The organism is Sphingobacterium phlebotomi, from assembly GCF_008180195.1.
Classification (GTDB): Bacteria; Bacteroidota; Bacteroidia; order Sphingobacteriales; family Sphingobacteriaceae; genus Sphingobacterium; species Sphingobacterium phlebotomi.
The window spans coordinates 87,550-94,099 of sequence record NZ_VTAV01000019.1 but is presented as its reverse complement, the minus strand read 5'-3'; the positions used below and the strand labels follow the sequence as shown (position 1 = coordinate 94,099).

Genomic DNA, 6,550 nt, shown 5'->3' with positions numbered 1-6,550 from the left:
ATGTAATATCGTGTATTAACAAATTTTAACATTTAATCTTAAATATGCTTCTAAATTAGCCTCGATATTTATTTAACATTCATTTAACTGTCGGTCAGATAAATTATTGAAGTATAACGATTATATTTACAAAAAAATACGATACCACTTTTACAAGATCCAATGAGTTCATCCATTAAGTTTAACAATGTCAATACATTGTTTTCAAAATCCCTTAAATTTAAAATCAACGATTATTTCAAGAGTACATATAAAAAGAAGACCGGAAATAGACGGATATTTATTAAAGCAGCAGTGCTGTTGACCACTTTTGCTTTGCTGTATACAGTTTTGGTTTTTGTTCAACCGCATTGGGCTATCGGCGTTGTGCTCTGTGCACTTTTCGGGGCTAACCTCGCCGCAATTGGTTTCAATATCATGCACGATGCAGGCCATAATTCATTTTCAGACAACAAAAATTTGAATACTGCACTTTCCTATACATTAAATCTATTGGGAGGCAATATCTATTTTTGGAAGCTTAAACACAATATCGCTCATCATACTTATACAAATATCGACGGAGAAGACCATGATATTGAAGTTAAATTCATGCGGATTCATCACGATCAACAATTAAAAAAGCATCACCGTTACCAATCGTTTTATTTTATCTTCCTATATGGTGTTTCCTATTTAGCGTGGATCTTTTATCAAGATTATGAAAAATATTTCCGGCAAAAGATGGGCATAACCTCAGATAAATTCCATTTTCCAGTACGTGAACGGGTAATTTTTTGGACAAGTAAAATATTACATTTTGCCCTATTTGTCGTAATACCTATTGTATATGTAGGATGGTTACCTACATTGGTTGGATTGGGTATTGCCGGTGCTGTCTGTGGCATTAGTTTGGCAACTGTTTTTCAATTGGCACATGTAGTCTCTGAAACAGAATTTAAGACTATAGATGAATCGAAGGTAGAAGAGGAGTGGATGATTCATCAGATTCAGTCGACTGCGAATTTTGCTACCACGAACAATGTATTGACATGGTTATTGGGAGGGCTCAATTTTCAAGTGGAACACCATCTGTTCCCCCGGATTAGCCATGTGCACTATCCTGCTCTTAATAAAATTGTACAGCAAACCTGTAAAGAATACAATATCCAGTATATCGAGTTTAAATCCTTTCGGCAGGCTTTTATGTCACACGTTAAGGTTATCCAGGCAATGTCTAGGTAATATTGGGGAATAGTGGAGATACATTTATATTTAGATAGTTCAAAAAATGACGAAAAGTCTTTTATTTACAAATAATTAGCATTACCTTTGACCGCACAAGGCTCTGCCTACGCTCTTTCTGACGTCGTTTAGTTTAACGTTCGCCTCAGTTTTAGCTTTTTCAGTTGCCATTGTAAGTTATCATAAATATAGACAGCACTCGTGCTGATTGGCGTTGAAACCCTCCGATCTGAACATCTCGATATATTACTGCTAACAAACAAAATGCATTGTTCTCCTTGGAATCAAGCAATGCCTTGTCGAGACATGCGATTGATAATCCGTCAGACTTTTAAATAAGTATGGAGTTCAGTCATAATTTTAAAAAAATGAGTTTTAGTAATTTCGGGATAATAGATCCTATTATAAAGGCCGTCAATGATATTGGGTATTCGTCAGCTACGCAGATACAAAAGCAAGCTATACCCCTCATATTGGAGGGCCGAGATATAATCGGTTGCGCCCAAACAGGGACAGGAAAAACAGCAGCTTTTGCTTTGCCGGTGCTGCAGTCACTATCATTAGATACAAAGAAATACAATATGCCACGTGCTTTGGTGCTCGTTCCTACAAGGGAACTGGCGATACAAATTGACCAAAGTGTCGCACTATACAGTAAAAATATTCGTATCAATCGGTTAGCAATCTATGGAGGTGTTTCCCAGGTTGCCCAAGTGGCGCAATTACGAAAAGGAGTAGATATATTGGTTGCTACCCCGGGTAGATTGATGGATTTGATTAACCAAGGTCATGTGAGCCTTAGTCAAATTAAAATATTGATATTGGATGAGGCGGACAGCATGTTGGATATGGGGTTTGTGCATGATATAAAACGTATCTTAAAGCACATTCCGCAGAAAAGACAAACCTTATTCTTTTCGGCGACTATGCCGAATGAAATCAGGAAGTTTGCAAATACCATCTTAAATAATCCGGCTGAAATTAATGTTTCGCCAGTATCATCAACAGCAGAAAAGATTGTACAATCTGTTTCATTTGTCGAGAAGAAAGATAAAGCGGCTTTTTTAGCCGGCGTATTGCGGGACCGTAAAGTCACGCAGACGTTGATTTTTACACGGACAAAACATGGTGCGGATCGACTGGTCAGAATACTGGGTAAGGGTGGAATAGCTGCTGCTAGTATTCACGGGAATAAATCGCAGACGGCTCGACAAAAGGCGTTGTCATCTTTTAAAAATGGAGGTGTCAACATATTGATCGCTACCGATATAGCAGCCAGAGGGATTGATATCCAAGAGCTTCCGTTCGTTATTAATTACGATCTGCCGGTTGATTCTGAAACATACGTACATCGTATCGGTCGGACCGGGAGAGCTGGAAAAGAAGGTAAAGCACTTTCCCTTTGTAGTGAGGAGGAAAAACCGACACTCCTAAAAATTCAAAAACTAATTGGCTTTCAATTACCGATCGCCGAACAAAAAAATAATAATTTATCAATAAACAATTAATACAATGCAAGAAGGAACAGTAAAATTCTTTAACGTTACCAAGGGTTTCGGTTTTATTACACCAAGTAATGGTGGTCAAGACATCTTTGTACATTCAACAGGTTTAGTAAATGACGTACGTGAAAACGATAGCGTAACATACGATGTTGAGCAAGGTAAAAAAGGGCTTAACGCCGTGAATGTTCGCGTAGCGAGATAATGATGAGATAGCCTAATAATGAGATTAGGCTACTTTTCATATTAAAAATGGCAAGCTTTTTAGCTTGCCATTTTTGTTTGCCTAAAAGATTAAGGCTGTAGTTCTATTTCTGAAACTTGGTTTCCCTGTTTCGTGCGGATATATTTATATTTTACTTTTTGATTTACTGCCAAAACCATACCCGCAAGTTTATCGTTAAAATAAACGGTTTCTCTGCTGAGGTTGTCCCGGATAAAACCATAGTGACCAACTTCGTTGTAATAGGAAACTTTACCATAAAGATATTCTTCCTCTATATCTGCTGGACGTAGTAGATCTTCTTCTTTGAATTTGTAGGGTTGTGTTGGTGGTGTATCGGAAATATTGCCGAATTCATCCACGTAGGCAAACATTTCTTCCAATGATTTACCTTTGTTGTTCGAGGATTTGTTTAGTTCTCTTCTTTCTTGTTTTTCTTTTTTTTTCTGTTGCTGTTTTTTAGCAAGTTCTTTTTTCTTGAATGTAAGTTGATTTCTTGACATTAAAAGGGGTTAAAATTATAAAATAATAAGGTGTAAATCTTATATGAAGCGGATTGCTTGAGGATAAGAGATAGGTGCCTTTATGAAATGTATACAAATATACGGATTTAAAATGTCAAAAGCAATTCAACAATCTTTAGTAGATGTGAGGTATTGTTGCAACATTTTGTAGGATCTTCTTTTTATTCTATCACGCAGAATTTTTGGTGCTAATACTTTGATACATTCACCGAAGCCTAATATTTCACGTTCCAGCTCAAAGTTTAATACGACGTCTAAGCGGATGAGAATACTGCCATCCTCTTCGGTTTTCAAGAGTTGCTGTGAAGCGTGTATAGGCTTGGTAGTAACATAAGGCGCATTATAGCTGTCTATCTGCAAAATGATGCGATGGCCCCGGTCGCGTTCAGATTTTGTCACACCGATGGTATCGGCATAATAGCGCTCAAAATCAATACCATCATAGGGAATATAGCCTGATCTTGCCATTTCTGCTAAGTCTTCAATCCGATCGAGTGCTAATGTTACGAGCGTTTTGCCTTTTTTAGGTTTGCAAATGAGGAACCATCTGTTGCGATATTCCTTGAGTAAATACGGGAAATATACCGCTTCTTGTTCTGACTTCGATTTAAAGGACTTATACGTAATCAATAAAGGTGTTTTTTCCCGGATAGCTTTGTGAATAGGTGTTATCCAATGCAACCCCTTTAGTAGCTTGTTGTTTTCTAGTTGTATGTAAGATGCTGACTCGCTTTCCTGCTTCGATAGATTGTTTTCCAACCGAGCAATCATGTCACTCATTTCTTCGAAATAAGAAAAGCCATTGAGGTGTTTCAATATATCGACGGCATCTTTCATTTTGGACATATCATTATCTGACAATGGGGAGTTGCTAATGGAATAATTGGGATCTCCGTAAGTGTAGAACTTACGTTTGATGACGACAATCGGAGCGTTATATCCTAATTTGTTGCTACGCATCAGCTGAATATCACCTTGTATCGTCCTTTTGCTAACGCCGCTATGAATGCCTTCTAATTCGTAAATACCATCGGAAACTTTTTCAATTAAATCTTCTAATGTCCATTTACGGTGTGTTTGTCGAAGACAATTGTCAATGATTTTATATCGGATTAAAGCCAGCTTATTGATCGCCATGGATAATTTTCAGTTTATTTTGTTCAAGGTAAAGTTAGAAGTTTTATTTTACTACGCAATATACTTGCGTAATATCGCTCCTTATAGCCTTTCCCTATGGGTTTTTGTAAAATTATTTCGTTGATTATTAATGATTTAAATTGTTTTATCATTTTTCTTGGTTTTTTCTCTTATTGCGTATAACGGCTGCGTAATAGGGTCTGCATCTTTGTAATGTCAGGTATGACAATCGTTCTTTGATGAAAACAAGCGTAAAGCTTTTAAAGATATGTGCGGTGAGGCACAAAGATACCTCTTGATTAGAAATGGCGCCCTAGTCTCCTGTTTCGGTATAGCAGGATAGTGTTTGTTCAGTAGAATACAATATACTGGCAAAATGGATAGTTTTGAGGTTATAGAGAGGGTTCGAATCCCTCGCTCATCCATCACATGAGTCCATCGGTTGGAGGAACGAAAGTTCCATTAGTTAAGTTTAGACTTTCTTTCAAAAAGTCATGTTTTAAGCTTTTCGTCTTTTGTTCGGTTGCTATTGTTTTTCGTTCTGCAGTTAATGGAGATACCTCGACAAACTTGGTACGAGAGAGAAAGAGCAACAATTGTAACCTTACTTCGCAATTTAAAACAAATGTTTTAGGAGGTAAAGTCAGAAACCCAGATCTGCGATCATCTGGGACATGTCTTTACAAACAAATCATTCCTTTTAAGTTCCGTTGGGAAGCAATGAACGAAACGCGAAGAGCTTTTTGGAATGTATAACGTACAAAATAATATAATAATAGAAATCATGAAAACAGTAACAGTAAATGTAAATCAAGTCGGTTTGGTTGTTAAAAAAAACGCCGTGGTACGTGTATTGGCGGCTGGTAAACACTGGTTGGGATTTGGAGAAAAAGTAGAAATCTACGATATGTCCAAAGCGTTCCAGACACCGCATGATATTGATGTGTTGTTGCTGATAGATGGCTTCAAGGATTTCGTGGAGATAGTAGAAGTAGCGGATAACGAGTTGTGCATCATGTATGTCAATAACAATTTTAACAAAGTATTGCCTGCAGGTCGTCATGTATGCTGGAAAGGCTTACAACATTACCGTTTCCAAATCGAGGATATTTCAACGATAGAAATATCACCTGCGGTGAGCCGCCAATTGTTGGAGAGACAAACATTAGCATATTATGTGCGTCAATTCAAATTAGAGCCATTCGAGAAAGGATTGTTGTTTGTAGACGGTGTATTTGTAATGATATTGAATGCCGGAACATACTATTGGTGGAAAAATGCGACAACTATTTCGATAAGCAAAGCAGATATGCGTGTAGCGACCATGGAGGTTTCCGGACAGGAAATCCTAACGAAAGATAAAGCACAAATCCGTGTCAATTTTTCTGTGCAATATCAGGTGTATGACATCGTGAAAGCGTTGTTGGAAAACAAGGATTACGAAAAGCAACTGTATACCTTAATGCAATTAGTGTTGCGTCGGTACATCGGTCAAATGACGTTGGATGAATTGATGGAAAACAAAGCCGAAATCTCCAAATATGTGATTGAGGCGACTGCTGAAGATGTGAAAGCATTGGGTTTGTTGATGTTGAATGGCGGTGTGAAGGACATTATCCTGCCAGGTGACGTACGTGACATTATGAATCAGGTATTAATTGCTGAAAAACGCGCACAGGCCAATATCATTACGCGCCGGGAGGAAACAGCCTCTACCAGAAGTTTGTTGAATACAGCAAAGCTGATGGAAGAAAATGCAATGTTGTTCAAATTGAAGGAAATGGAGTACGTGGAGAAAATCGCGGAAAAAATTAACAATATCTCCGTATCCGGCAACGGGCAAATCGTTGACCAGTTGAAACAATTGTTTGTGAAGTAAACCAAAGTGGAAATAAAGAGGTGCAAGGAGTGACGTAAAGAGGTTTGTTGCTCCTTGCTTT

Annotated in this window: 6 protein-coding genes; 4 read left to right on the top strand and 2 right to left on the bottom strand. The window is 37.7% G+C overall.

Going from position 1 to position 6,550, the window contains the following annotated elements:
• Positions 1–162: 162 nt before the first annotated feature.
• From FXV77_RS19470 to FXV77_RS19460, 3 genes are all read left to right on the top strand, one after another.
• The gene (locus FXV77_RS19470; RefSeq protein ID WP_148920908.1) at positions 163–1,224 is read left to right on the top strand and encodes a fatty acid desaturase family protein; all 1,062 of its coding nucleotides are present in this window, start codon (positions 163–165) and stop codon (positions 1,222–1,224) included.
• A 368-nt stretch (positions 1,225–1,592) separates the two neighbouring features.
• Positions 1,593–2,732 carry a DEAD/DEAH box helicase gene (locus FXV77_RS19465; protein WP_148920907.1) on the top strand — a complete coding sequence of 380 codons (1,140 nt, stop codon included), beginning with the start codon at positions 1,593–1,595 and terminating at the stop codon, positions 2,730–2,732.
• A gap of 4 nt (positions 2,733–2,736) precedes the next feature.
• Entirely contained in the window at positions 2,737–2,931 is a 195-nt protein-coding gene (locus tag FXV77_RS19460; protein WP_105717781.1) for a cold-shock protein, read from the top strand.
• Positions 2,932–3,020: 89 nt separating this feature from the next.
• Here FXV77_RS19460 and FXV77_RS19455 read toward each other — a convergent pair whose 3' ends face one another.
• Positions 3,021–3,452, bottom strand: a complete 432-nt coding sequence (locus FXV77_RS19455; protein WP_246162529.1) for a cold-shock protein — start codon at positions 3,450–3,452, stop codon at positions 3,021–3,023.
• A gap of 126 nt (positions 3,453–3,578) precedes the next feature.
• Positions 3,579–4,610 carry a helix-turn-helix transcriptional regulator gene (locus FXV77_RS19450; protein ID WP_148920906.1) on the bottom strand — a complete coding sequence of 344 codons (1,032 nt, stop codon included), beginning with the start codon at positions 4,608–4,610 and terminating at the stop codon, positions 3,579–3,581.
• A 784-nt stretch (positions 4,611–5,394) separates the two neighbouring features.
• Between FXV77_RS19450 and FXV77_RS19445 the strand changes: the two genes are divergently transcribed.
• Entirely contained in the window at positions 5,395–6,489 is a 1,095-nt protein-coding gene (locus FXV77_RS19445; protein WP_148920905.1) for a slipin family protein, read from the top strand.
• Positions 6,490–6,550: the final 61 nt, after the last annotated feature.

Coding starts and splice junctions, on each gene's coding strand:
- FXV77_RS19470 (WP_148920908.1), top strand. CDS start 163: ATGAGTTCATCCATTAAGTTTAACAATGTCAATACATTGTTTTCAAAA.
- FXV77_RS19445 (WP_148920905.1), top strand. CDS start 5,395: ATGAAAACAGTAACAGTAAATGTAAATCAAGTCGGTTTGGTTGTTAAA.
- FXV77_RS19450 (WP_148920906.1), bottom strand. CDS start 4,610: ATGGCGATCAATAAGCTGGCTTTAATCCGATATAAAATCATTGACAAT.
- FXV77_RS19460 (WP_105717781.1), top strand. CDS start 2,737: ATGCAAGAAGGAACAGTAAAATTCTTTAACGTTACCAAGGGTTTCGGT.
- FXV77_RS19455 (WP_246162529.1), bottom strand. CDS start 3,452: ATGTCAAGAAATCAACTTACATTCAAGAAAAAAGAACTTGCTAAAAAA.
- FXV77_RS19465 (WP_148920907.1), top strand. CDS start 1,593: ATGAGTTTTAGTAATTTCGGGATAATAGATCCTATTATAAAGGCCGTC.